General features: G+C 61.7%; 18 protein-coding genes and 1 pseudogene. 5 read left to right on the top strand and 14 right to left on the bottom strand.

Annotated elements, in window-relative coordinates:
• Positions 1 to 166 precede the first annotated feature (166 nt).
• Entirely contained in the window at positions 167 to 1,567 is a 1,401-nt protein-coding gene (locus tag AB4Z15_RS10195) for a glucose-6-phosphate dehydrogenase (protein WP_442017158.1), read from the top strand.
• A gap of 110 nt (positions 1,568 to 1,677) precedes the next feature.
• Here AB4Z15_RS10195 and AB4Z15_RS10190 read toward each other — a convergent pair whose 3' ends face one another.
• Entirely contained in the window at positions 1,678 to 2,016 is a 339-nt protein-coding gene (locus AB4Z15_RS10190; RefSeq protein ID WP_442003949.1) for a P-II family nitrogen regulator, read from the bottom strand.
• On the bottom strand, positions 2,013 to 3,341 hold the full coding sequence (locus tag AB4Z15_RS10185; RefSeq protein WP_442003948.1) for an ammonium transporter: 1,329 nt from the start codon (positions 3,339 to 3,341) through the stop codon (positions 2,013 to 2,015). The genes AB4Z15_RS10190 and AB4Z15_RS10185 overlap by 4 nt, the downstream gene beginning before the upstream one ends.
• 224 nt (positions 3,342 to 3,565) lie before the next feature.
• Here AB4Z15_RS10185 and AB4Z15_RS10180 point away from each other — a divergent pair.
• Positions 3,566 to 4,788: pseudogene (locus AB4Z15_RS10180) on the top strand (MFS transporter).
• Between the two features lie 65 nt (positions 4,789 to 4,853).
• Here AB4Z15_RS10180 and ftsY read toward each other — a convergent pair.
• A complete protein-coding gene (ftsY, locus tag AB4Z15_RS10175) occupies positions 4,854 to 6,062 on the bottom strand; it encodes a signal recognition particle-docking protein FtsY (protein ID WP_442003946.1) in 1,209 nt (402 codons plus the stop codon).
• Positions 6,063 to 6,082: 20 nt separating this feature from the next.
• On the bottom strand, positions 6,083 to 9,664 hold the full coding sequence (gene smc, locus AB4Z15_RS10170; RefSeq protein WP_442017157.1) for a chromosome segregation protein SMC: 3,582 nt from the start codon (positions 9,662 to 9,664) through the stop codon (positions 6,083 to 6,085).
• Between the two features lie 366 nt (positions 9,665 to 10,030).
• Between smc and AB4Z15_RS10165 the strand changes: the two genes are divergently transcribed.
• On the top strand, positions 10,031 to 14,899 hold the full coding sequence (locus AB4Z15_RS10165; RefSeq protein ID WP_442017156.1) for a DUF4082 domain-containing protein: 4,869 nt from the start codon (positions 10,031 to 10,033) through the stop codon (positions 14,897 to 14,899).
• A gap of 150 nt (positions 14,900 to 15,049) precedes the next feature.
• Here AB4Z15_RS10165 and AB4Z15_RS10160 read toward each other — a convergent pair whose 3' ends face one another.
• The 9 genes from AB4Z15_RS10160 to coaD form a co-directional block, all read right to left on the bottom strand.
• A complete protein-coding gene (locus AB4Z15_RS10160; RefSeq protein WP_442017155.1) occupies positions 15,050 to 16,087 on the bottom strand; it encodes a TolB family protein in 1,038 nt (345 codons plus the stop codon).
• On the bottom strand, positions 16,084 to 17,325 hold the full coding sequence (locus tag AB4Z15_RS10155) for an MFS transporter (protein WP_442017178.1): 1,242 nt from the start codon (positions 17,323 to 17,325) through the stop codon (positions 16,084 to 16,086). The genes AB4Z15_RS10160 and AB4Z15_RS10155 overlap by 4 nt, the downstream gene beginning before the upstream one ends.
• A gap of 86 nt (positions 17,326 to 17,411) precedes the next feature.
• Positions 17,412 to 18,128 (bottom strand): hypothetical protein, encoded by a 717-nt coding sequence (locus AB4Z15_RS10150; RefSeq protein WP_442017154.1) that lies wholly within the window; start codon positions 18,126 to 18,128, stop codon positions 17,412 to 17,414.
• Positions 18,125 to 18,559 (bottom strand): hypothetical protein, encoded by a 435-nt coding sequence (locus AB4Z15_RS10145; RefSeq protein WP_442017153.1) that lies wholly within the window; start codon positions 18,557 to 18,559, stop codon positions 18,125 to 18,127. The genes AB4Z15_RS10150 and AB4Z15_RS10145 overlap by 4 nt, the downstream gene beginning before the upstream one ends.
• Before the next feature lie 46 nt (positions 18,560 to 18,605).
• A complete protein-coding gene (mutM, locus tag AB4Z15_RS10140) occupies positions 18,606 to 19,562 on the bottom strand; it encodes a bifunctional DNA-formamidopyrimidine glycosylase/DNA-(apurinic or apyrimidinic site) lyase (RefSeq protein WP_442017152.1) in 957 nt (318 codons plus the stop codon).
• Positions 19,563 to 19,581: 19 nt separating this feature from the next.
• A complete protein-coding gene (gene rnc / locus AB4Z15_RS10135) occupies positions 19,582 to 20,292 on the bottom strand; it encodes a ribonuclease III (RefSeq protein WP_216923862.1) in 711 nt (236 codons plus the stop codon).
• Between the two features lie 23 nt (positions 20,293 to 20,315).
• Positions 20,316 to 20,519, bottom strand: a complete 204-nt coding sequence (rpmF, locus tag AB4Z15_RS10130; protein WP_011775139.1) for a 50S ribosomal protein L32 — start codon at positions 20,517 to 20,519, stop codon at positions 20,316 to 20,318.
• Between the two features lie 33 nt (positions 20,520 to 20,552).
• The gene (locus AB4Z15_RS10125) at positions 20,553 to 21,080 is read right to left on the bottom strand and encodes a YceD family protein (protein WP_224090813.1); all 528 of its coding nucleotides are present in this window, start codon (positions 21,078 to 21,080) and stop codon (positions 20,553 to 20,555) included.
• Positions 21,081 to 21,263: 183 nt separating this feature from the next.
• Positions 21,264 to 21,746, bottom strand: coding sequence for a pantetheine-phosphate adenylyltransferase (coaD, locus tag AB4Z15_RS10120; protein WP_223933289.1), 483 nt, complete (start codon positions 21,744 to 21,746; stop codon positions 21,264 to 21,266).
• Between the two features lie 35 nt (positions 21,747 to 21,781).
• Between coaD and AB4Z15_RS10115 the strand changes: the two genes are divergently transcribed.
• Positions 21,782 to 23,032: an aminotransferase class I/II-fold pyridoxal phosphate-dependent enzyme gene (locus AB4Z15_RS10115; protein WP_442017151.1), complete on the top strand. Its 1,251-nt coding sequence runs from the start codon at positions 21,782 to 21,784 to the stop codon at positions 23,030 to 23,032.
• On the top strand, positions 23,029 to 23,838 hold the full coding sequence (locus AB4Z15_RS10110) for a spermidine synthase (RefSeq protein WP_442017177.1): 810 nt from the start codon (positions 23,029 to 23,031) through the stop codon (positions 23,836 to 23,838). The genes AB4Z15_RS10115 and AB4Z15_RS10110 overlap by 4 nt, the downstream gene beginning before the upstream one ends.
• Here the strand turns inward: AB4Z15_RS10110 and rsmD are convergent.
• Complete coding sequence (gene rsmD, locus AB4Z15_RS10105; protein WP_442003936.1) at positions 23,835 to 24,401, bottom strand: 16S rRNA (guanine(966)-N(2))-methyltransferase RsmD; 567 nt, start codon at positions 24,399 to 24,401, stop codon at positions 23,835 to 23,837. The genes AB4Z15_RS10110 and rsmD overlap by 4 nt on opposite strands.
• Between the last annotated feature and the right edge of the window lie 53 nt (positions 24,402 to 24,454).

The following is a 24,454-nucleotide window of genomic DNA, read 5'->3' as shown; positions in this document are numbered from 1 at the left end:
GTGCACTTCTTTCGATGGTCTGCGATTGGCGGCCAGTGCGGCACGCCAGAGTCTTGACTTGTTCTTGTCCCAACAAATTTGTCTCAACCCCAACAAATCTGCGTCAACCAAGGGACTCGACTATCTAGGGTACCAAGTCGCACCTGCAAGATGGCATGCTGGCACAATGACCAGCAAAACAACTGTAAAAACGTTGCTTATCCTTGGCGCCTCCGGTGACCTGACCGGCAGGCTGCTCCTCCCCGGACTGGCAGGGCTGCTCGCTACCGGTCGGGCACCCGGGTTGCGGCTGGTGGGAGCCGGGTCCGACCCCTGGACGCTGAAGCAATGGCAGGAACGGGTCGAGGGAGCATTTGCGGCCGCATCAGAGGCCGCCGATGCAAGCGGGCGCAACGCTTTGGCAGCTGTGGCCGGATCCACCGAGTACCACCAAGTGGACGTGACTGCCGATGGGCCCCTGGCGGACCTCCTGGCACACTTGGAAGGGCCGATAGCTATCTATTTCGCCCTGCCGCCCCACATCAGCCAGAAAGCCTGTGAAGTCCTGCGCCGCGAGCAATTGCCCGCAGGTACTCGCCTGGTGATGGAAAAGCCCTTCGGTTCCGGAAGCGAATCTGCACGCGAACTCAACCAAACCCTGGCCACGCTGGTGCCCGAGGACCACATCCACAGGGTGGATCACTTCCTGGGCAAGGCCACTGTCTTGAACATACTTGGCTTGCGGTTCGCCAACCGGTTCCTTGAGCCTGTGTGGAACCGCGACCACATCGAAAAGGTGGAAATCGTCTTCGACGAGGACCTCGCGCTTGAAGGACGGGCACGCTACTACGACGGCGCCGGTGCGTTACGTGACATGATCCAAAGCCATTTGCTGCACATCATGGCCTTCATCGCTATCGATGCACCAGCCAGCATCCATGAACGTGACCTCCGTGACGCTGTGGCCACGGTCCTGAGGGCCAGCAGCATCAAGGCCCCCTACCACGATTCAACGCGCCGGGCCCGTTATACGGCAGGAACCCTCGGGGCACGGACGGTGACCGATTACACCGCCGAGGAAGGCGTCGATCCTTCCCGCAATACCGAGACGCTGGCCGAAGTCCGCGTAGACATTGATAACTGGCGGTGGAAAGGCGTTCCCTTCCTCCTTCGCTCCGGTAAAGCCATAGGGAGCCGAAGGAAGGAAGCCGTGATCACCTTCCGCCCGGTACCGCACCTGCCCACCGGATTCTCCGGCGTGGACTCCCCCAACCAACTGCGGATTGGATTCGGGCCGGACGTCCTCCAACTCGACGCCGACGTGAATGGTCCAGGCGACATCTTCACACTGGACCGGGCCAGCCTCGTCGCAGAGCTCAACGCGGCAGACATGCTTCCCTACGGTGAAGTACTTGAAGGCGTGCTCACGGGCGATCCCTTGCTCTCCGTCCGGGGTGACACAGCCGAGGATTGCTGGCGGATCGTTGAGCCCGTCCTTCGCGCCTGGGAACGGGATACGGTCCCCTTGGAGGAGTACGACGCCGGTAGCGCCGGGCCGGCGGACTGGCCCACCGCCGTCGAAAATTAAGACGGTCCGCGACGAAGCAGCAGCTACGCACAAAGCGGGCCGGGTACCTTGGCTGGTACCCGGCCCGCTTTCGCGTCAGGAGTGTGATGTCAGGATTGTGACCTCAGGACTTAGATGGCGGCAGAGCCGCGCTCCCCGGTCCTGACTCGAACTGCTTCGTAGACGTCCACGGTCCAGGCTTTGCCGTCTCCGGCTCGTCCGGTATTCGAGCTTGCGATCAGGACATCCAGGATGTCGTCTGCTTGCTCGTCTGTGGCAAGAACCTCAATGCGAATCTTTGGCAGCAGGTCCACGTTGTATTCGGCCCCGCGGTACACCTCGGTGTAGCCGCGCTGCCGGCCGTAGCCGCTTGCCGCGCTGACCGTCAAGCCCTGGACCCCGTACGCTTCCAGGCCTTCCCGGACTGCTTCAAGCTTTTCCGGACGGACAATCGCTGTGATGAGCTTCATGCCTGGACACTCTCCTTGCCTGATACTGCTGCTTCGGAATCGGCCGGTGCCTTGCCGGTGATGAGGTCATGAAGGGGCTGGAAGCTGCCGCCGTGTCCGCCGATGCCGAATTCGTAGGCCGTTTCAGCGTGGAGGCTGAGGTCCGCCCCGGCAATCTCCTGGCGTTCGCTGATACGGAAGCCCATGAGCTTGTGGATGGGGAAGGCGATGATGAACGTCATGACCCCGGTGAAGATGATCGAGCCAAGCGCCGCGAGGCACTGTGCAACCAGCTGGGTGGTTCCACCGCCGTAGAACAGACCGGCGGGGCCCTGGGTCGGGGTAGCGAGGAAACCGATGGCTACTGTGCCGATGACGCCGGACACCAAGTGCACGCCCACCACATCCAAGGAGTCGTCATATCCGAGCTTGAACTTCAACCCGACAGCGAGGGCAGAGGCGACGCCGGCTACGACGCCGAGGGCAATGGCGCCGAGCGGGGAAACGTTGGCGCAGGCAGGGGTAATGGCAACGAGTCCGGCAACGACACCCGAAGCTGCTCCGAGGGAGGTGGGGTGGCCGTCACGGATGCGCTCTACGATCAACCAGCCGAGCATGGCTGCTGCCGGTGCGGCGAGGGTGTTGATCCAGATGAGGCCAGCCTGCTCCACGGTAGCAGCTGCACCGGCATTGAAGCCGAACCAGCCGAACCAGAGGATTGCCGCACCGAGCATGACCAGGGGTACGTTGTGCGGACGGTGGTTGGGGTCCCTGCCGAAGCCCTTGCGGTTGCCGATGATCAGAACGAGGATCAGGCCCGCAACACCGGCGTTGATGTGCACTACCGTTCCACCGGCGAAGTCGATGACCGGTGCAAACGTCTGGCCGAACCAGCCGTCCTTGGAGAAGAGCCCGCCGCCCCACACCATGAAAGCCATGGGTGCGTATACCAGCGTGGCCCAGATCAAAGTGAAAAGGGTCCACGCCGAGAACTTTGCACGGTCCGCAATCGCGCCGGAGATCAAAGCCACGGTGATGATCGCGAAGGTTGCGGCGTAGCCAACGTGAAGGAGGTCCGCGGGATCCGTGAAGTTGTGCAGTCCGAAGTGGCTGAACGGGTTCGCGAAGATCTGGAAGAAATTGTCCGTGTTGCTGGTGGACATTGACGCGCCCCACAGCACCCAGACAATTGTCACCGTGCCGATGGCGATGAAGCTCATCATCATCATGTTCAAGGCGGCCTTGGCGCGGGTCATGCCACCATAAAAGAATGCCAGGCCCGGGGTCATGAACAGCACTAATGCTGAAGCGACCAGGAGCCAAACGAGACCGGCGGTGAAGTCCATGTCTGCGTCCTCTCTGCTTAAGATGCGGGCTAAGCCGCCTGTGCCAACGCATTTGCGTTCTACATAAGAGTTTTGCGGCGCAGTGTTTCGCCTGCGCAGGTTTTACATTGCAGGCTCGTTACAACAACCTCCCCAACGTAAATGGTGCATATCACCGTTGTTACGGATATGTTTCATGCGTCACACTTCACCGCAAATACACAGAATTGAAGGACCCGCACCACATGACTGAGTCGCCCAGATCCGTTGAAGATCCAAGGATCCGGCGGGAGAAGGAACCGCTGCCCCGCGACATCAAGGTGATGTTGGCTGCAGCGCTCTTAATTGCGCTGGGCTTCGGGCTCGTAGCACCGGTACTCCCTCAATTCGCCACCACCTTCGACGTCGGAGCCACCGCTGCCGCCGTCATTGTCAGCATTTTCGCTTTCATGCGGTTGGTTTTCGCCCCGGCAGGGGGCTCGCTCATCGGACGCTTCGGCGAACGGAACGTGTATGTGTCCGGCCTGCTGATCGTTGCCGCTTCCACTGCCGCCTGCGCTTTCGCCCAGAACTATTGGCAGCTGCTGATTTTCCGGGGGCTCGGCGGAGCGGGTTCCGTCATGTTTACAGTCGCCGCCATGGGGCTGCTCATCCGTTTGGCACCGCCGGAACGAAGGGGCCGTGTTTCGGGCGCATACGCGTCGGCCTTTCTGATTGGGAGTGTCCTGGGCCCGGTTGTTGGTGGCCTGCTGGCTGGCTTCGGCCTTCGGGTACCGTTCCTTGCCTACGCGGCGGCCTTGCTCGTTGCAGCACTGGTGGTCCGCACAATGCTCAGCGGCGAGGGTACGCCCGGTCAGGATGCCACCCACGCTCCGCCCATGACGTTGAAGGAGGCGCGCTGGCGGATTCCGCATACCGGGCGGCTGTGTTTTCCAGTTTTGGTAATGGCTGGGTGACTTTTGGTGTGCGGATGGCCACGATTCCGCTCTTTGCCGTCGCGGCACTTCAGTCGCGACCGGAGACCGCGGCATGGGCTTTGGCCGTCTTTGCTGTAGGCAATGCCCTCGCTTTGACGTTCTCCGGGCGCCTTGCCGATGCCTGGGGAAGGAAGCCCCTGCTCATTCCTGGCCTTGTCATCACTGGCCTCGCCACTGGAATCATCGGTTTGACGACGGATCTTCCGGCATTCTTCGCTGCTTCCGCCGTGGCCGGCTTCGGATCCGGCTTGCTGGGCCCGGCGCAGCAGGCTGCTGTCGCTGACGTCATTGGCCGTGGGCGCTCCGGTGGCAAGGTGCTGGCAGTCTTCCAGATGGCCGCAGATACCGGAGCCATCATCGGGCCCGTCGTGGCTGGAATCCTCGCCGATCGCTTCGGCTACGGACTTGCATTTGCTGTCACCGGCGGAGTGCTGCTGCTTACGGCCCTGGCATGGCTCCTTGCGCGCGAACCCCTTAAAAGCAAAAACTGACTGACAGTAGTGGTTGCTTTGATCACTCAAAACAACCACTACTGCAAGTCAGTTGGGCGCCGGCGCTAGTTAAGCAGGGCGTCCACAAAGCCCTCAGCATCGAACGGTGCGAGGTCGTCTGGACCTTCGCCGAGGCCGATGAGCTTGACGGGCACACCGAGGGACTTCTGGATAGCGACCACAATGCCACCCTTGGCCGTGCCGTCCAATTTGGTCAGCACAATGCCTGTGATGTTGACCACTTCAGCAAAGACGCGTGCTTGGTTCAGACCGTTCTGACCCGTGGTGGCGTCCAGGACCAGCAGGACCTCGTCCACCTCGGCCAGTTTCTCGATGACTCGCTTGACCTTGCCGAGTTCGTCCATCAAGCCGGTCTTGTTCTGCAGGCGTCCGGCAGTATCCACCATGACGACGTCGACCTCCTGGTCGATGCCCGCTTTGACTGCTTCGTAGGCAACGGAGGCAGGATCGGCGCCATCGATGTCTGACTTAACGGTGGGTACGCCGACACGCTGGCCCCATGTGGCCAACTGCTCAGCAGCTGCGGCGCGGAAAGTGTCCGCAGCACCGAGGAGCACGTCCTTGTCCTCGGCCACCAGCACGCGCGCCAGCTTGCCAACCGTTGTGGTCTTGCCCACACCGTTGACACCAACAACAAGCACGACGGCGGGTCGGTCACCCTTGCGCTCGACGTTGAGGGAACGGTCCATGGTGGGATCCACGAGCTTGATGAGTTCTTCACGGAGCATGGCCTTGACATCCTCGGGACTGCGGGTGCCCAGCACCTTCACGCGTTCCCGGAGGGCATCAACCAACTGCATGGTGGGCTCGGTGCCGAGATCGGCAAGAAGCAGTGTCTCCTCAACCTCGTCCCACACGTTCTCATCGATTTTGTCGCCGGACAGCAGAGCCAGCAGACCCTTGCCCAGAATGTTGTTCGATTTCACCAAACGGGCGCGGAGGCGAGTGAGGCGGCCTTCCACAGGCGCCGGTGTCTCTACTGCGATGGTCTCCAAGCCGGCGGCGTCATCCGGAACATCGGCACCTTCGACTCGTCCGTCGAAGGTTGGGGCAGGAGGTGCTGTAACGGCGTCCGGCCGGTCCTCCACAAGGGTTCCGCTGCCTGCGGCCGATGACTGAACGGGGTCATTGGCGTCCCGCGTTCCAGGGTAGTTGGCGCCGGACTTCCGGGCCTTCATCAGTACCGGCACCAGCCCGCCGACCACGACGAGCGCAGCGAGAATGGACAGAATTATGGGTAGGAAATCGTTCACTCCCCTACCTTCTCATAAAGCTATGCCCCGGCACCGAGCCGTTGGCTGATGACGGTGGACACCCCGTCGCCACGCATCGTGACGCCGTAGAGGGCATCCGCGACTTCCATGGTGCGCTTCTGGTGCGTGATGACGATCAACTGACTGGACTCCCGAAGCTCTTCGAAAATCGTGATGAGCCGGCTCAAGTTGGTGTCGTCCAAGGCCGCTTCCACTTCGTCCATGACGTAAAAGGGTGACGGCCTGGCTTTGAAGATCGCCACCAGCAGTGCCACAGCTGTGAGTGATCGTTCGCCGCCGGAGAGCAAGGACAACCTCTTGATCTTCTTACCTGCCGGCCTGGCTTCCACCTCGATCCCAGTGGTCAGCATGTCGTCCGGATCCGTCAGGACCAGTCTGCCCTCGCCTCCGGGGAAGAGCCGTGCAAAGACGCGGTCAAACTGCGCTGAGGTATCGGCAAAGGCTTCGGTGAAGACCTGTTGGACGCGGTTATCGACTTCTTTGATGATGTCCAGCAAGTCCTTCCGGCTGGACTTGAGGTCCTCCAGTTGGGAACTGAGGAACTGGTGACGCTCCTCAAGGGCGGCAAACTCTTCCAGCGCCAAGGGGTTGACTTTGCCCAGTGCCGCCAATTCACGCTCGGCCTTTTTTAGCCTTTTCTCCTGCCCCGCCCGGTCGAAGGGAATTCCTTCCACGAGCGGTACACCCGCTTCGTCTACCGGTGCGCGGAGTTCCGCCCATTTGTCCGTGGTTGCGCCAGCCGGCTGTGGGACAGGTTGATCGGGGCCGTAATCTGCAACGAGCTGTTCGGCCGATAATCCGAGTTCCTCGATGGAGCGGGCCTCCAACGCTTCGATGCGAAGACGCTGTTGGGTCCTGGCCATCTCATCCTTGTGCACAGAGTCGGTAAGTTCGGCGAGTTCCTTTGCCAGCGACTCGTTGCCGGAGCGTACGCCGGACAGTTCCCTCTCCAGTTGCTCGCGTGCTTGCTCGGCAACGTCGCGTTCACGGTCTGCGAGATCCACTGATATATCGATGAAACGAAGCGCTTGCTCAACGGCCGACACCACTGCACCAGCACGTTGGGCTTGGGCGCGCCGCCTCTGCGCCCGGCGCGCGGCTTCTTCACGGGCCCGCCGCTCCGTAGCTGCTGCGCGTTCCAGGGAGGCCGCCCGGCCAGCGATGGCCCCCAATTGCTCTTCTGCAGTGCGCAGGGCAAGACGGGCTTCCATTTCGTTGGAACGGGCCAACCTCGCCTGCGCCGCGAGTTCATCCCGCTGGTCGGTGGGGGGTTCCTCGTCGGGAGCTTCCTGGGCGGCGGCGAGCCGCTCGGCCGCGACTTCAAGGTCCAACCTGGCTTCTGCAATGTTCGCTTCCGCGCGCGCCAGCGAAGACTCCAGGCGTTCGCTTTCACCCACTGCACTGCGAAGAAGTGAGTTCAAGTGCCCCAGGCGCTCTGCCACGGCGGCAAGGCGGGCATCGGATTCATGCAGCCTTTCCAAGGCAGCATCGGCCCGGTCTTGCGCCTCGGCCCGGCGGGCTTCAGCGCCAGCCAAGGCAAACCGTCCCCGTTCCAACCGGGCAGTTACCTCCTGGAGCCCGGCAACAGCCTCGTCCACTGCTGCCTGGATCTCCAGCAGGGAAGGCGCGGTGGCTGAACCGCCCTGGGCGGTCAGCGACGTGAAAACATCCCCTGCACGGGTGACCACCTTGAGTTCGGGGTTCCCACCAATCAGCGCCGCAGCACCTGCCGGATCATCGACGACGGCGATCCCGGCCAGCAGGGCCAAGGCACCTTGGGCAGCCGGTTCCGTGACCTTGAGGACGTCCACGGCCCATCTGCAGCCAGCCGGGAGCTGTAAGGAGGACGCTTCAGTAGCCCCAGGCCAAACGTCAGCCAACAGCAGCGCGGCCCTGCCGGCGTCGTCCGCTTTTAACAGTTGGATCGCGGCCACGGCGTCAGCGGAGTCCCCGACCACGAGCGCGTCCGAAGCAGAGCCCAGCGCCGCTGCTATCGCGGCCTCATAACCTGGCTCAATGGCCAGCATCCCGGCAAGCGGCCCCAGGATCCCTTGGACATCTCCGGAGAGCAGGCGCTCCGAGCCGTCCTTGCGGTTGAGACCCAAAAGGAGAGCGTCCCGGCGGGCGTTCAGGGCATCCCGTTGGCGAAGTGCTTCCCGTTCTGCGGATTTCAGCTCTTCGATGTCCGCCAGCACGGCGTCCAGGGCCTCAGTGGCATTCTCGTACTCGGCGTCAAGGCTCTCTTCGCCGTCTTCAACCCCTGCAACCTGGGATTCGAGTGCTGCGAATTCGCTCTGGGCGTGCCGGCGTCGCTCGTTGCCCGCGGCCAATGATTCGCGGAGTCGGCCACGCTCCGCCTCCGCCGCTTCTGCCCTGGAGCGTGCGGCCGCGACCTGGCCCGCGAGCCTGGCGAGCCCTTCGCGGCGGTCAGCTGCTGCCCTTAACATGGCCGTCAGCCGTTTGTCCTCGGCGGCTGCGAGCGCCTCCGCAGAATCCTTCGCCACTGTTGCTTCCAGGAGGGCGGCCTGCTTGGCAAGGATGTCGTGTTCCAAGACGGCCTGTTCCCCGCGGACCTTCGCCGCCTGGCGCTCCAGCTGTTCGGGGTCCCGACCGGCGTCCGGCAAGGCTTCTGATGAGCCCAGCAGCCGACGACGCTCGGCTGCCAGGGAACCCAGCGAGCGGAGCCGCTCACGGCCTGCTGACAGCTGGTACCAGTTGTCCCGTGCTGCGTTGAGCCGGGGGGTTGCTTCGGCTGCTTGCTGCTCCAATGCGGCCTGGCGTCGCCGGCCCTGGCCCAGTTCTGCCTCGACCACCTGCCGGCGTTCCTTGAGGGCGGCTTCGTCTGCGACATCCTGTTCCAGGCTCGATGTCAGTGCAACGAGGTCGTCGGCGAGGAGCCGGGCGCGGGCATCCCTGACATCGAATTGGACTGTTTGTGCACGCCGGGCGATTTCTGCCTGCTTGCCCAAGGGGGTGAGTTGGCGGCGGATCTCTGCGGTGAGATCGCCAAGTCGGGCGAGGTTGGCCTGCATGGCTTCGAGCTTGCGGACGGTTTTTTCCTTGCGGCGCCGGTGCTTGAGGATACCTGCGGCTTCCTCAATGAAACCGCGACGGTCTTCAGGCGTCGCGTGCAGTACCCGGTCCAGCTGGCCTTGGCCCACTATCACGTGCATCTCGCGTCCCAGTCCGGAATCGGACAAAAGCTCCTGGATGTCCAGGAGCCGGCAAGGCGCACCGTTGATGGCGTATTCGGAGCCTCCCGTCCGGAACAGTGTCCGGGAAATCGTGACTTCGCTGTACTCAATGGGAAGCGCGTTGTCCGCGTTGTCGATGGTCAGGGAAACGTGGGCGCGTCCCAACGGAGGCCTGCCCGATGTGCCGGCAAAGATGACATCTTCCATTTTTCCACCGCGCAGCGTCTTGGCGCCTTGCTCGCCCATGACCCATGCCAAGGCATCCACGACGTTGGACTTACCCGAGCCGTTCGGACCGACGACCGCGGTGACGCCGGGCTCGAAGTCGAACGTCGTGGCCGACGCAAACGACTTGAATCCGCGGACAGTCAGACTTTTCAAATGCAAGGTACTTGGTTCTCCTGGATGGCCCGTTGTCAGCCCCTGCGGGCGGCTGCGTCTCCCTAAATCTACTGCCGTTTGGCCGAAATCCATGGATCTGTAACGGGAAAGCCTTGCGGCAGGGATGCTGCGCCCCTACACTCCTGCCAAGGGTTACTTGGCGGATTCGCTCCGGTGATCCGGCTTCTACCTGAAGGTCCCTCGGGTAAAGGCTGGATACGGTTCAGATATTCGGAAACGATCATCCAAGTGCAGAACCCGTATTCCATAACTGAAGATCTTGGTTTGACCCTGGCTGGGGAGCGGCAAGCAGGGACCGTGCGCTAAACGCGGACCCATATTCGCAATTGGCGTACCACTCCAGGAGTTCTGATGACCGGTCCTTCAGCTACCCGACCACAGCAAGTCCTCAAAGGCTTTCTCTTGCCTTTGGTGATTGCCATGGTTGCAGCTTTGCTGCCTCTTACTGCCCCGGCGGCCGTCGCAGCGGGACCATGCGACCCCGGAATGAATCCTGTGGTGTGTGAAAATTCCAAACCCGGAAGTCCACCTTCGGAGTGGGACATTGATGGTGCCGGTGACGACAGCATCCAAGGCTTCTCCACGGAAATCAGCGTCAATGCGGGGCAGGCAATCAAGTTTAAGATCGATACCAGAGCTCCGAGTTACACCATCGCCATCTACCGCACCGGCTGGTATGGCGGCAACGGAGCACGCAAGATCGCCGATGTCACGCCCTCGGCGTTCCGCCAAACCCAACCAGCTTGCCGGAGCGATCTCACAACGGAACTCTATGACTGCGGCACGTGGGCCGTTTCGGCGACGTGGCAAGTTCCTTCGACGGCAGTCTCCGGCGTCTACATCGCGCTCCTCACGCGGCCCGACACAGGTGGGCAGAGCCACATCACCTTTATTGTCCGCAACGACGGCAACCACTCCGCCGTTGTCTTCCAGACTGCCGACGAAACCTGGCAGGCCTACAACACGTACGGCGGTTCAGACTTCTACCAGGGCGCCAACAACGGCCGGGCCTATAAAGTCAGCTACAACCGTCCTGTAGCCACCCGCGACGGGATTGGTGGCCGCGACTTCTATTTCGCCAATGAATACCCCATGGTGCGCTTTCTGGAGCAAAACGGATACGACGTCAGTTACATCAGCGGCCTCGACTCGGACCGCAACGGAGCCGAATTGCTCAACCATAAGGTGTTCCTGTCCGTGGGCCATGACGAATACTGGTCCGGCCCGCAACGCGCCAATGTCACTGCTGCACGGGACGCGGGCGTCAACCTCCAATTCCTCTCCGGCAACGAAATGTATTGGCGCACCCGATTCGAACCGTCCAGTGTCGATGGCGCGGCGGGGAGGACGTTGACCTGCTACAAGGAGACCTGGTCAAACGCCAAGATCGATCCCACTGCCCAATGGACGGGAACCTGGAGGGATCCGCGGTTCGCCTCGCAGGCGAATGGTGGTGGCCTCCCGGAAAACGGCGTAACTGGGACGCTTTACATGTCTAATTTCACTGATCTTCCCGTGACTGTCTCCGCTGCGGAGGGAAAGACGCGCCTGTGGCGGAACACGTCCTTGGCCTCACTTGCAGCAGGCTCTTCGGCAGTGCTGGCTCAGCACACCATAGGTTATGAATCCGACGAAGACTTGGATAACGGCTTCCGGCAGGCGGGCCAGATCCAGCTGTCAACCACCACTGGAGCCGTCAGCGAATACCTCCAGGATTTCGGAAACACAACCAAGCCCGGCACCACGACACATCACCTGACCCTCTACCGGGCTCCCAGCGGCGCACTGGTGTTCTCTGCCGGCAGCGTCCAGTGGACGTGGGGACTGGACCAGGAACACGACGGCACCGGCGCCCCCGCCGATGCCCGTATGAGGCAGGCCCAAGTGAACCTGCTTGCAGACATGGGTGCCTCGCCGGCCTCCCTTGCTGCAGGGCTCGTTGCAACTGCGGCCAGCGGGGACAAAACCGGCCCGACTGTCACCATCAACGCACCAGCCGATGGTGCCTCACTGGCTCATGGAACCAACGTGACTGTCAGCGGAACTGCAACTGACGTCGGTGGTGTGGTTGCCGGCGTCGAAGTTTCAACGGACGGCGGTGCCACGTGGCACCCAGCCAGCGGTAAAGCGACGTGGACTTACAGCTACATTCAGAAGGGCCTTGCCACCGCGACAATTCAAGTGCGTGGCATTGACGACAGCGCCAACATCGGTGCTGTGGCCACCCGAAACCTCAGCCTGAACGGCCCTTACAGCGTCTTTGGGCAAACAGTCCCGCCGACGGTGGACTCCGGCGACGCCGGCGCGTACGAGATGGGTCTGCGGTTCTCTCCCTCCGTTGACGGATTCGTCACCGGTGTCCGGTTCTACAAGAGCACGGCCAACACCGGAACGCACACGGGATCCCTCTGGTCCGCTACCGGTACCCGCCTGGCTACCGCGACCTTCGCCAGTGAGACAGCGTCCGGTTGGCAGACTGTGCTGTTCAGCCAACCCGTCCCGGTGACTGCGGGCCAGAAATACACGGTCTCCTACTGGGCGCCCAAGGGGCATTACTCCACGAAGGACTTCCAGTGGGCCTACACCGGATTCAACGACCCCCCGTTGAAAGTGGCAGGTGGCTTCGGCGCTGAAGCGGCCGGTGTGTACAACACATCGCAGGGCTTCCCCACCTCGAGCTTTAACGGCGGCAACTACTTTGTGGACGCGGTGTTCAGCACCACAGACACCTCACCACTGACTGTTTCCGGACAAACACCCATCCCCTCTTCCTCGAGTGTCTCCGTTTCGACCACGGTGAGCGGTGTCTTCTCGAAGGCCGTCACTGCTACCACCATCCAATTGACCGTAAAGTCCTCTGCCGGCGCGGTTGCGGGCACCACCACCTACGACGCCGTGGCCCGGAAGGCGACGTTCACACCGACGTCCCAACTGGCGTTTAGTACCCAATACACGGCGACGCTTGCCGCCACGGCTACCAACGGCGGGCAAGTAACCTCGGGAGGTACGTGGTCGTTCACGACTGCTGCCACCATTCCACCCCCAGGGTCCTGCCCCTGCAGCCTGTACAACGATAGTGTCACCCCCGGCATCGCCGAGATCCAGGACGGCGTTCCCTTGACACTGGGTGTCCGCTTCTCCAGCGTGTCCGCGGGGCAGGTGACAGGAGTCCGCTTCTACAAGTCGGCAGGAAACACCGGCACTCACACTGGTGCCCTGTACTCCTCCAGCGGACAACAGCTGGCGACAGTGACCTTCGCCAACGAGAGCAGTGCGGGTTGGCAGACGGCTATGTTCAGCCAACCTGTCCAAATGGCTGCCAACACGGAGTACATCGCCTCGTACAAGTCGCTGACGGGTGCCTACTCCGCTACCAGCAACGGTTTTGGCTCGGGTATGAGTGTAGGCCCCTTGCGGACAGTGTCCGATGCGGGCGCGTACTCGTACAGCACCGATTTCCCGAGCTCCCGCTCTACGGCCAGCTACCTCGTGGATGTCGTAGTCATGGTCTCCGCACCGCCATTTACTGTGGGTAACCAGTCTCCGCTGCCAAACGCCTCCAGTGTGCCGTTGGATACGACCGTCAGCGGTGTGCTCTCCGAGGCTGCCGTAACTTCCAGCGTCGCGCTTTCGCTAAAGACAGCAGGTGGCGCTGCGGTGGCCGGCGCCACAGCGTACGACCAATCAACACGCAAGGTCACGTTCACTCCCAGCGCCCCGCTGGCTGCCGGAACGAGCTACACGGCCACCGTAACCGCAACTGCCGTGTCCGGGACGCCGATCTCAGGAAATACCTGGACGTTCGCCACCGTCCCTGCACCGCGCACCCCGGGCGTATGCCCCTGCACGCTGTATCAGGACACCACCACCCCCACCACTCCCGAAGTGAACGACGGCGCGGCACTGGCCTTGGGCGTCAGGTTCAGCAGTGATACGGCGGGCCAGGTAACAGGAATCCGCTTCTACAAGTCTGGCGGCAACACCGGGACACACACCGGTTCCCTCTACACGACTGCCGGACAACAACTCGCCACTGTTACGTTTACCAACGAATCAAGCATGGGCTGGCAGACGGCAACCTTCAGTCAACCCGTCAACATCCAAGCGGACACTGAGTACGTAGCAGCCTACAAAGCTCCCACCGGCACGTACTCATACACTGCAGGCGGATTCGGTGACGGCTTTGCGAGCGGTCCTTTGCGGGTGGTTACCGATTCCGGAGCCTACTCGTATAGCGGCGACTTCCCGAATACGGCATCCACTGCCAGCTATATGGTGGACTTGGTCTTCGCTCTGGCTCCGCAGCCACTGAGCGTCACGGCCCAGGTGCCGGCACCTGGAGCAACCGGGATCCCTACTGATGTGAAACCCTCCATCACGTTCTCCACCGCCATCAACCCCAGCGCGTCCTTCACGCTCAACGCCAGCGGAGGATCGGTAGCGGGAACAGCAGCATTGTCCGCAGATTCCAGGACCATCACCTTCACACCTGCAGCTGCACTGCCTGCCAGCACTGTGATCACGGCCACTGCCTCCAATGTAGCGACACCCCAGGGACAGACCCTTCCGCCAACCACCTGGCAGTTCACTACGGCGGCGGCAACAGCGCAGCAGAGCACCATCTTCGGTTCGCTCCTGCCGCAAGTTGCGGCGGCATCCGAGACGAAGTCCGTGGAGCTCGGAACGGCGTTCAGCGTTTCGCAAGCAGGCAACGTAACGGGTATCCGCTTCTACAAGGGCACCGGTAACACAGGTACGCACGTAGGATCGCTGTGGAACTCGGCTGGCACCCGACTGGCACAGGTGACCTTTACCAACGAGACCGCTACGGGGTGGCAAACTGCTACATTGTCGGCTCCGGTGGCCTTGTCGACCGGCCAGACCTACGTGGTGTCCTACCGCGCACCCAACGGCCGCTACTCCTACACGTCTGGCTTCTTCAACCAGACCTGGACGAGTGGGGTATTTACGGCTTCTGGACCTAATAACGGCGTGTACCGATACGGTTCCGGAGGTGTGATGCCTGCGAACTCATTCAATGCCACGAACTACTTCGTGGACGTGGTGTACTCCACCAGTGCTGCTCCGGCACAAGCGCAGACACAGACGCAGACCACGGCGACAGCAACTCCAACTCCAACCGCGACTCCCACACCCAGCCCATCCCCGACTCCCACCCAGTCCGGTGGCTTGGTCTGCGGCCTCCTTGGGATTTGCTGAGGATCTGCTGAGGATCTGTTGACGCGTTAACACGCCTCCGAACTGCTAACGTCCGGCCCCCTGAACTCCAGGGCCGGACGTTAGCATTTAACGTCCGAGTTAACCTCGGCACTTGCACGGGCACAGCACGCCCGCCGCTCACCATCACGGTCAGCGGACTACGCTGGGCGACCACGCATGGGGGATAAACAGGCTCGGCTGTGATGCCGGATCAGTCGCCAGCTTCCAGATGTTGCTGTCGCCGGGGGTGTTTTCGTCGGCCAATCCGTAAAGCACGGTTTGGTTGTCCAACCATTCGATTTGGTCATCCACGCTTCGCTTCTCGGAAAGGACAGTTTCCTGTCCTGTAGCCAAGTCAAGCAGTGCTACCTTCCAGTGCGCAGTCAACGGCCCGGCGTCGTTCTTTTTATAGGCAATCCGCGTGCCATCCGGTGAGATGGACGGGCACTCAACGTTATCGTGGACCGCAGTCAGGGTCTTGGCCGACAAGCTGCCGCGAACAAGCCAGATACGCCCGGCGGACGCCGCAGTGGCGTAGAAAACATCACTTTGCCCGGGTACGAACGTGACCCCCCAGATGTTTCTGTCCGTGGCCTGCAAGCGCTCGCCGTTGACTATCAGGGCGAAATCCTCCAGATTCCCTGAACCGCCTGAACCACCGGCAGTGACGTTGATTTCAGTAGCGGTGGAGAACCCGGCAGTCGCATAAGAATGGCCTGTGACGAAGACAGTGGTGGCAATCATGGACCCGTCCGGACTGATCCGCGTTCGGCTCGGTATTCCTGGAACGGGCCACGCCCGCTGCTGTTGCCAGTCGCGATCGAGGACAGCGGCTTCGAAGGCAGTCACGAGGCCGCGGTTCGTTTTGAGGCAAATTACCGTGGACGCGGTGCCGTAGACCCTGTCGCAGGCCTGCTCGCTCACTGCGCGTGTGCCGTCGGGAGAGGACAACGGTACGGTAGCGGCATTACCGTAGCCCTGTCCGCCTGCCGTGTTCCGAAAAAGGACGAACGGAACAGCCGGCAACGGCTGGCCGGCGCTGACCCCTACGGACGGGGCGGCAGTGCGGCTCTCCTCAAATCGCTGATAGGCGCCAATTGCATAAATACCCGCCGCAGCAAGCACAACTGCCGTTACCGCAAGGAGAATGCCCCACCGTAGCCTTCCGCCAATGAAGGTAGCGCTCATTCGTTCGCCAGCTTGGGCCTGGCTCCAGGCAGAATGAAGACGACTGCCACTACTGCACATGCCAACAACGCTCCGGCGGCAACCATGGCTGTGGAGGCACCTACTGCGTACCAGAGAACGCCAAAACCGGCCGAGGCCGTCATCCTGCTCAAAGCAACCACGGTCTGTGCGGAGGCGATGCCTGTCGCCAGCTTGCCTGGAGGGGTCAACTGGCTGGCCAAGGCCGCCAGCACTCCGTCAGTTGCTGCATAGAACCCGCCAAGAAGGATCAGGCAGCCCACAGTGCTCCATAGGCCACCGAAAGGCGCCGCCGCCAGAAAGTAGCAGGCAAGCAGGGCAATGTGGCCGCCCACGAAGACCGGGACCCTGCCCACGCGGTCGGCCAGCCGCCCCAGTGGAATCGCAAACGCCAGGAACACAATGTTGGTTCCGACGAAAAGCAAGGGAAACCACTGCACCGCAAAGGAATCCCGGTCCTGCAGTACCAGGTAGATGAAACCGTCGCCAATGGTGAGCAAGCCAAGGAGACCCGCAGAGATCAATAACTTGCCGAGGCCCGGCTCCCGCAGGTGGCTCCACGAGAACGCGAAGAGCCGAGGCCGTTGCTTCCGGGAGTCGGCTGTTTGTTCGGCGCCGCTGGTGGCTTTGATCCCTCTCAGCCCATCCGCCCGAAGGTCCGGCACCACCAGCCCCAGAACTGCAACGCCGATGATCGCAAAAGCCAGGGACACCACAAAAACGGTGCTGAAGCCATTGGGGATCATCAGCAGCACGAGGAAGGCAATCATTGGCCCTGCGGCGGCCCCGATGTTGTCCAACATTCTGTGGACGCCAAAGGAACGGGCCAGGTGTTCGGGTTGCGCTGAAACAGTGATGAGCGCATCACGTGGAGCCGTGCGAATGCCTTTGCCGATCCTGTCTCCGGTCACAATCGCAGCTACCGCCCAGAACCCTCCTGCGAACAGGAAACCTATCCTGGCGAGCATGGACAACCCGTAGCCGGCCAAGGCGATGCGTTTCGGATGTCCGCTGCGGTCCGCGGCCCAGCCCGCCGCGATCCTGACAATTGCACTTGCGCCTTGGTTAATGCCGTCGATGAATCCGAAGGCGATGGTTGAAAGGCCCAGGAATCCTGTCACATACAGCGGGAGGATTGCCGTCACGGACTCTGATGACACATCCGTTACCATGCTGACCAGGCCGAGCCACAAGATGACCGGGGACAAACGAAACGGCACCTCGCTGGATAGTGCCGTTGTGGCTCCCCGGGGTTTTTCCCGTTTGCCACCGCTACGATCCGAAAGTGAGATGTACATACGCGCCCCTAGTCCGCCGTCGTGTGCAGGGTGCCCAAAAGCTGGAAGCGTGAAACGCCCGTTCCCGTCACCGAAACTGACACCGTCACGGTGTCCGTGCCACGCACGAACCTCGCGGCGACAGCTCCGTCAGGCGCAGGCGCGTCCTCGGACCAGAAGCCTTGCCCGACCAATGACTGGCGGAAGGCTCCCAGAACGTCCTCCTGGGACGTGCCCACGATCCCGTCCGCCGTCAACTGCAGGACGTTGCCTGAACTAGAGATGCTGGTGGAGCCCACCGTGGTCCCGGCTGGCATGGTCACAACGCTGCTGGGCCAGCCCTCTACCACCGAGCCCTTCGCTGTGCCCGGTTTCGGCAATGGACCAGTGATGAGTGGGGCCGGTGCAGACGGTACCGGGAGCCCGGTGGGCGTGGCTGTCACGGGCGGCAGGACCTCCAGCGGCTTGGCTGCTGTTCCGCCGTCGCCTGAACCGTTACCTGAACCGTCACCCGCACCGCCCGTTGGGCTGCTTGACGAACTGCCCGACGTCGGGCTGCCGGAGGGAGGCGCACTGGCGTTGCCGGAAGAGTTGCCGTTCGAGGGATCCCCGCCAGGACTCGGAGATGCCGAGCTCTGGGCAGTTGCCGGTCCGGGTTTGGAGGCCATCTGGTCCAGGACGAGAGCTACCGCGGCGATGAGGACGGCGAGGCAGATGCCCGCGATCACCAGGCGCCGCGCCATCATGGTTTGCCCGGACTTGCCGCGCCGCCGAGGAGCTCGTGGGCCTTCGCCTCAAGCCCGTCGTCGACGAAATCGTAAATGAACGATGCCAACCAGATCACTACGGTAGCGCCGATCCAGCCGAAGATGCCGTTGATGGTGAAACCGTTGGAAAAGATGCTTGTTACCAGAAGAATTGCCAGGGTGGCCAGGAGTCCCGCGGCCACCGTCAGGGCCTTGCTGAGGATCCACGTGCGCCTGTCCGCCCGCTGCTCGTGGCGACGGTGGAAAAGGGCCAGAATCAAGGGTTTGACGAAAAGAGTGGCCACCGTGAACACCACGACGGCCCAAAGAAACCCGGCTCCCAAACGGACTCCGGGAAGAACTGACGCCACCCACAACGTGATGGCGTTGAAAACCAATGCGATGGCGATCCGAACCGCCAAGCTTTTCATGGGGACAGTCTGCCATTGCGATCCGGATTCCGGAACAGTTTCGGCCCTACCAACGCCCGTTTCTCGGCCGTGGCTGACAAACGGGACACGTGTAGGAAGATCGGTTCATGAATTGCTCACGTTTGATGATGGAGTGCAGGCCTGCTGCTTCACAGCGGCTGCACAACTCGCCGGCGCGTCCGTAGGCATTGAGCGAGCGAGCGAAGTACCCCGAATCGCCGTTGACGTTGACATATAAGGAGTCAAAGCTCGTGCCTCCAGCCGCCAATGCCGCCTCCATGACCTCTTGGGCAGCCTGCACAAGCCGGGCGGCATCACCGCGTCGCAACGTGTCCGTAGGCCTTGCGTAATGGAGGCGGGCGCGCCAGAGGGCCTCGTCCGCATAGATGTTGCCGATCCCTGAAATCACCGACTGGTCCAGCAACGCCCGCTTCAGGCCTGTCTTTCGGCTCTTTACCTTGCGGTAGAAGGTGTCGAAGGAGAAGCAGGGGTCCAGCGGGTCCCTCGCAATGTGCGCGGCTTCCTCGGCGATCTCGGGCAGGGGCGTTTCCCCCAAGCCTCCAGGGCCGCCGTCGGGAGTTGGCACCAGGGACGTCACAAACAGGCCGCCGAAAATGCGCTGGTCCACAAATCGCAGTTGCTCAGGCATGCCGTCCACGGGGCTAAGGCAAATTCTGACTTTGAGATGCTTCTCGTCAGGGACATCGGGGTCTTGCATGAGCAGTTGTCCGCTCATGCCCAGATGAGCCATCAGCGCTACCTTGGGTAGCGTGCTGTCAACGGAATCCGAGCTGTCCATGGCCAACGGCATCCAGAGAAACTTGCCCCGGCGGACGACGTCCATCACCGTGGCGTGCTCAAGATTCCCAATGAAGTCCTCTGTGCCAAGGCCATGCCTGCGGATCGAGCGGGGGTCAAGGACGTCAACCCCAGTAATGGTGCGGCCACGGACCCAGCGGGCCAGGCCACGGCGAACGACTTCTACTTCGGGAAGTTCAGGCATGGGATTTGTGGACTCGGCTTCAGGCGGAAGCAGGTCCAGCAGGAGCTTGGTCCAGGGCCGTCAGGGCACGCCAGGCGTCGGCGGCAGCTTCCTGCTCCGCTTCCTTCTTCGAATGGCCAGCGCCGCGACCATAGGGAGTCCCGCCGATGTTCAGGACAGCTTCAAACGTACGCGCGTGGTCCGGCCCTGAGCCTTCCACGGCGTAGTGGATTGCCCCGAGTTGGCGACTGGCGGTCAGTTCCTGGATGCTCGTCTTCCAATCGGTACCGGCTCCAAGGGCGCCGGCGTCCTTCAGGAGAGGGCCCACGAGGCGCATTACCAACTGGCGTGCCGTCTCGATGTCGTTGGAGAGGTACGTGGCACCAATGAGCGCTTCCATGGTATCCGCGAGGATCGAGGCTTTGTTCTTCCCATCGGTGAGCTTCTCGCCCTGCCCCAGGTAGATGAACTCGCCCACGCCAAGCTCGCGGCCAATGCCAGCGAGGGCACGCGTACTCACGACGGCGGATCGCCGCTTTGCGAGCTCACCTTCAGGCAGGGCCGGGTTCTCGCGGTAGAGCGAATCGGTCACAGAGAACCCCAGAATGGAGTCGCCAAGGAACTCAAGACGTTCATTGGTGGGAATCCCACCGTTCTCATATGCGTATGAGCGATGTGTCAGAGCAAGACGAAGCGTCTCGGTGTCAATGGAGACACCGAGACGCTTCAGAAGCTCTTCAGTTGAAGACATCCTTTGTCAGCCTATTGGGCAGATTAGGCGTCTGCTACCTTGCGGCCCTTGTATTCAAGGAACAGCGCGGTGCCGGCAGAGTCAGTGACGACCTTTGCCTGGTGCGGCAGGCTGTAAGTAACCTGACCGTTTTCGATGGTCTTGACCAAGTTGGGGGCAGTTGCCTTCCACTGGGCACGGCGGGCGCGTGTGTTTGCGCGAGACATTTTCCGCTTGGGAACAGCCACGGCTATCTCATTTCTCTCTTAGTCCAACACTTACTAATCAGTTTGCCGGTCAGTCTTAGCCAGATCAGCTAGGGCAGCCCAGCGAGGGTCAATGACCTCGTGGTGGTGCCCCGGCTCGTCTTCCAGGCGTGCTCCACATTCGGAACAAAGGCCCTGGCAGTCTTCCCGGCACACCGGCTGGAACGGCAGCATAGTGACAACTGCGTCCCGCAACACCGGCTCAAGATCGATTAGATCGTGCTCGACTCGACGTTGCTCTTCATCGTCTTCTTCATCCGAAAGCTCAACGCCTTCATAGAAGAAAAGTTCTTGCACATTGACTTCAAGGTCATACGCAAGGGGATCCAGGCATCGACCGCATTCGCCGGTTACTTCGACGATTACGGATCCTGATACCAGAATTCCTTCGTGTACGGCCTCAAGGCGAAGATCCAGCTCGACATCCGAGCCTTCCTTCACGCCAATGAGCGCCACACCAAGGTCACTTGGCGCAGGTACATGTTCGTTGAGTGTCCGCATGGTCCCTGGACTGCGTCCAAGGTCCTTGACTACCAGCGCCAAGGGCGAACTTGCATCTCGCTTAATGAGAACTCCTGTAGAACATATGACCGACGTACCATCTTAGCCTGATCAAGCCTGAGGACTCAAACCGGCGCCGGGCGCGCGAAGAGCGCCATGGTTTCAGCTGGGATCCACCGCAAGAAGCTGCGAGGTACCTATCAAGACTACCCCCTTGCGGGAGGCTTACGTTCCAGACTCGCCAGCGAGGAGGCGCTTCAACACAGATTTCGGTACGAAATCAGAAATGTCGCCACCCAATACATTGACCTCTTTGATCAAGGTGGAGGAAAGGTGCACGTAGTGCGCTTCTGCCGGCAGGAAGACAGTTTCGACGCCGGTAAGCTGACGATTCATGGTGGCCATCGGCAATTCATAGTCAAAGTCCGAGGACGAGCGGAGGCCCTTGACGATGGCCGAAACACCCCGATGCCGGCAATACTCGGCCAACAGTCCCTCCCCCATGGGCTCAACGATGATGCCTCGCAGGGACGCCAGCGTCTCCCGGGCCATCTCCATCCGGTCTTCGAGGCTGAAGCGGTACTTCTTGGCGTAATTGGTGGACACGGCCACGATGACTTCGTCAAACAGCCCCGCTGCCCGCGCGATGACTTCGAGATGTCCGTTGTGGATAGGGTCAAAGGATCCAGGGCATACCGCACGTCTCATGACACGAACCTACCCCATAGCTTCACCGGGATACCATGGCTGACATGTCACCAGCAGGCAGCACTTTACCGCTCAACACAACGGCCCATGCCTCCGCGCCATGGCAGCGGGCCGCCACTGGCGCCAACCTGCTTTCACCTGACGGAAACCTCGGAGTGACCATCTTCGAGGAGATGACCACCTTGGCAATCTCCTCCGGCGCCATCAACCTCGGACAGGGCTTCCCCGACGAGGACGGCCCCGCGGAGATCAAAGCCGCAGCGCAGGCAGCGATCGCCGCAGGAGCCAACCAATACGCGCCCGGCAAGGGCATTACGGAGTTGCGGGAAGCCGTCGCGGAACACCAACGCCGCTTTTATGGGCTCGCTCCGGATCCGCAGACGGAAATCATCATTACGACGGGCGCCACGGAAGCCATAGCGGCGTCACTTCTGGCCTTCATCCAGCCCGGTGACGAAGTCCTCACTTTCGAACCGTTCTACGACTCCTACGGAGCCATCATCGGATTGACGGGAGCGCAACATGTCACGGCTCCCCTGCTCGCTCCGGACTTCCTTCCGGACCTCTCCAGACTGGAAGAGGCCTTCAGCAGCCGCACCAAGATGGTGCTCCTGAACAACCCACACAATCCCACCGGCGCCGTTTTCCCCCGAGAGGTCCTGGCAAAGGTGGTTGAGCTGGCCACAAAGTACGGCGCCATCATTGTCAGCGACGAAGTCTACGAGCACCTCACCTTCGGCGTAACGCATATTCCCGTCGCTTCCCTGCCGGGTGCTGCCGAACGGACCCTCACAATTTCTTCTGCAGGAAAGACCTTTTCCTTCACAGGGTGGAAGATTGGCTGGCTCAGCGGACCCGAAGACCTGGTTGCCGCGGTCCGCACCGTCAAACAATTCCTGACATACAGCTCGGGCACGCCGTTCCAGAGTGCAATCGCCGTGGGCCTTGCGCTTCCTGACACCTTTTACGCGGATATAGCCCAGACGCTGCGACGCAAACGTGACATCCTCTCCGAGGGCCTTCGCGCTGCAGGATTCGACGTCTTCACGCCGAACGGTACGTACTTCGTTAACGTCGACACAGAACCCCTGGGCATCAGGGACTCCGTGGACCTGGCCCGCCGGTTACCCGGCCTGGTAGGTGTCGCCGCGATCCCGGTGCCCGTTTTTTGCCATCCGGAAGGAGCAGAACGGACCCGCAGCCTGTTGCGTTTCGCCTTCTGCAAAAAAACCAGTGTCCTCGAAGAAGCGGCCGAACGACTGGCCACGCTCAAGGACCTGCTCTGAACCGCAACGACGCCGGCCGCAAGGACTCCGGCAGCCATCACGCCACGCGTTTCCTGCGGACCACAGGGCAGCACGCAACTGTTGATGCCGATACGCTCATTGAAGGCAGCTATATCCTCAGCATCGGTGGCGCTGAACAATCCCATGTGAATCTGGCCAACCCCGGGGAGATCTTCTACGAATATCTTCGCAGGATCGGTCATGTGGTGGATCTGGCTGCAGAGCCGGGTGAGCCACTCTCCGTGCTCCATCTCGGCGCCGGCGCCCTGACCTTGGCCCGTTACATCCAGGCCACGCGGCCAGGTTCGGACCAGTATGCCGTGGAACTCGAACGCGAACTGCTGGACTTCGTCCTGCAAAAGCTCCCCATGCCGGAGGGCACGCGGCTGCACACGCACATAGGCGACGCACGCGAGGCACTGGCCGAACTTCCCGCGAACCTGAGGTTCGACGTCGTCATCCTTGATATCTTCTCTGGGCCAGAAGCACCAGCCCACATCGCGTGCAGGGAGTTTTATGAAGAGGCTGCAGCCCGCCTCCTGCCCAACGGCGTACTGATTGTGAACGTAGGCGATGAATCGGCGCTAACGCTGGTGCGTAGCCAGGTAGCAGCACTTCGGCAGGCCATGGCGGACGTTGTCGCATTTGCCGAGACGGGAATGTTCGCCGGGCGCTACCCCGGCAACATCATCCTGGTGGGCACCCGAACGCCATGGCCGGCAGCGTGGAGCAGCGCATTACTCGCGCGAGGCCCGCACCCGGCAACAGTTCTCCACGGCGTGGACCTGGACAGAATTTCGGACTAGGACGGTTCAGCGAACCATAGCTTGGTCTCGCCGTACTTCTTGTCAGCGAAACATTCAAGCGCTTCAGGCCAGGCCGGTTCGGGACTCCTGGAGGACCTCTCCACCACCACAACTGCGCCTTCATCCAGATGGGGCGACAATTTGGCCAGCACGGCACTCAATGCTGGTTCGTCCAGCGGATATGGCGGATCCAGGAACACCAGGTCCCACACATCGCGCCCTGTGGCGCGCTCCAGGAAAGACTCCACCTTGGATCGATGGACCGACACTTTCTTGCCGCCCAGGATTTGGTTGACCAAGTCCGCGTTGCGCTGGCAAGAGTCGCTGGCCTTGGCATCGAATTCCACCAGATCCACGCTGCGGGCACCCCGGCTGGCGCTCTCCACACCCAGGGCTCCGGAACCCGCATAGAGATCCAGCACCCGGGAATCGTCGATGACAGCCAAGGACTCCAACCGGGAAAACAGTGCTTCCTTAACACGGTCCGTAGTGGGCCGCGTTGCGGTCCCGGGCACGCTCGTGAGCGGATTGCCGCCAGCAACCCCGGCAATAATCCGGCTCACAGGGCCTCTCCGCTGCCGATGCCCGACTGGTCGCCGATACCATCTGGGGATTC

Origin of the sequence: Paenarthrobacter sp. 2TAF44, assembly GCF_052114885.1 — a bacterium.
Lineage (GTDB): Bacteria > Actinomycetota > Actinomycetes > Actinomycetales > Micrococcaceae > Arthrobacter.
The sequence above is the reverse complement of the archived record's forward strand: the minus strand, read 5'-3'. Positions and strand labels throughout refer to the sequence as shown.